This window comes from Candidatus Saccharimonadia bacterium (assembly GCA_035544015.1).
Taxonomy (GTDB): Bacteria; Patescibacteriota; Saccharimonadia; order UBA4664; family UBA4664; genus UBA5169.
Window position 1 is genome coordinate 1 of the sequence record DATKIP010000069.1, and the last position, 2293, is coordinate 2293.

The 2293-nt window shown below is 70.6% G+C and carries 1 protein-coding gene; it reads left to right on the forward strand.

All coding sequences use genetic code 11. The annotated features are described in order from the left end of the window. Positions 1-2293: hypothetical protein (locus tag VMT30_03565; GenBank protein HVQ44018.1), on the forward strand; the 2293-nt coding region annotated here is incomplete at both ends.

The following is a 2293-nucleotide window of genomic DNA, read 5'->3' on the forward strand; positions in this document are numbered from 1 at the left end:
CCAACGAATCCGCCGACCTCCGCCGCGAGCAAGCCTACGCCAAAGCCATGGGCGAAAAGGGCATCACCGAGGCCAACCTTCGCAACTCCAAGGAGGGCCTCCCCTCAGAAGACGCCGGCGACCGCTTAGCCGCCGAAACCCTCCTCGCCCAAGACAAGAAGCGCTCCGACCGCGCCATGCGCGAGGGCCGTGTGCGCAACGCCCGCAAGCTCGGCCCCGCCGGCCAAGCCGCCAACAACCTCGAACTCTACCAGGCGGAAGAAGAAGCCGCCTTCCGCGGTCAGGCCGCCAAACACTCCGCTGCCATTGGCCAAAACCGGGCCAGAAGAGACAACCCCCAAAGCCTCGACCACCTCATCGAGCACGGCATCGAGCACGGCGAAGAAGCCGGCCGCATCGAACGCGCCACCTTGAGCGGCGGGGTCCAGGCCGGTCACGACCTCGACTACAACCAAGCCGTCGCCAGCCTCGTCGCCACCGGAATGAGCGAAGACGCCGCCCACGACCATCTCGCCGCCCTGCCCGCCGACGCCCATAAGGCCACCATTGACGCCGCCCACGCCCTGCGCATGAACAACCTCGCCGCTGCCACCATCACCAACACGGGCAAAAAAGCCCTCCAGCAAGAAATCGACGTCAATGCCGTAAACGCCGGCGAGGCCGACCTCAACACCGAGCTCCAACGCGCCGCCGCCGGGCGCCCCATGACCGTTGACATGGCCCGCCGCCTCCGCCTGCGCAACACCCTCGCCGCCGGCGCCTCCAAAGGCCGCGTCGACGCCATTGCCAAAGAGGGCACCGACCAAGAGTACAGCCGCGTCGAACAAGAGGCCGGCGGGCCCGAAGCCGCCGGCCAAATCCTGGCCGGCACCCGGCTCGGCAACCGCCAAGCTATTATTGACGCCCGCCAAAAGCACGCCGGCATCCTCGACGCCGACGCCGGTCAAGTCCACGACCAGGCCGTGGTCGACTTTGCCAGCCGCAACCGCCTCCCCCTCGAGAAGGCCCGCACCGACTTTGCCGCCCTGCCCGCCGCCGCCCAAACCGCCGCCTACGACCAGGCCCAAGCCCGCATCCGCCAGCGCCAGCAAACCGTCGGCCGCTTCAATGCCTCCCAGACCTTTGCCAAGGCCCAGGGCGAACTGGCCGCTACCGAGCGCGCCATGGCCGACGCCGCTAGCAAAGACCAGCTGCTCGTCGGCTCCGGCGCCGCCAACGCCGCCGCCGCGGCCCGCACCATCTCCGCCACTGCCAGCACCCGCGGCCTAGCTCAGGCCAAGGCCTTTGGCACCGAACGCGGCGTCGTCAGCGGCGACGAGGCCGCCCTGGTCCGCGCCCAGGCTGCCGCTACCGCTACCGGCGGTCGTCCCCCCAGCGCCAGCGAGCTCCGGGCTACCCAGCTCGCCAACACCTCCCGCCTCGAGACCGCCGCCACCGAACGCACCACCACCCGCGGCTACGGCGAGGATGCCGGCAAAGTGGGCGAGCTCGAAGCCGCCATTGACGAAGAGATCCGCACCACCCCCGCGCTGGCCGCCCAAAAGCGCCTCGGCGGCGCCGCCGCCGTAGCCGCCCACGACCAAGCCGCGGCCGCCATCCGCACCCGCCGCCTCGACGCCGCCGACCGCTCCGCCCGCACCGCCGGCGAACGCGCTGCCCGCACCGAGGCCGCTACCGACCAGGGTGGCGCCCGGGAAATCGAGCAAAGCCTGGTCGACGAACAGCAACGCCTCCAAGCCGACTACTTTGCCAAGACCGGCCGCCCCCTGACCCTCTCCCCCCAGGCCCTCCGCCGCCAGGCCGAAGCCTCCCTGCGCACCCGCGAACTGAGCGCCGTTGGCACCCAGGCCGGCCAAGCCGCCGCCTTTGCCACCCGCGAACAAGTCAAGACCGCCCAGGGCATCCAAACCGCCCTCGACGCCCAAATCACCGAACAGGCCGTCGCCGACCTCGTCAGCCGCACCGCCGGTACCGCCGGCGCCCTCAATGAAGACCAAGCCCGCGACCTGCTCACCACCCTCCCCGCCGCCTCCCGCAACGCCGCCCGGGCCGCTGCCGCCCGCACCGTCGAGCAAACCAACCGCGGCAACATTGGCGAGAAAGCCTACATCGCCGGCAAAGAGAGCCAGGCCGCCAAGGTCCAAGACGCCCGGGGCGCCGTTGAGACCCACGAAGCCGCCCTGCGCCAAGCCCCGGTCGAAAAAGCCCGCAACGACGCCTACAACGCCACCCACGCCCGCGTCAAAGCCGCCGCCATTGCCGCCGGCCGAGACATCAAAGACGCCGAAAAGGA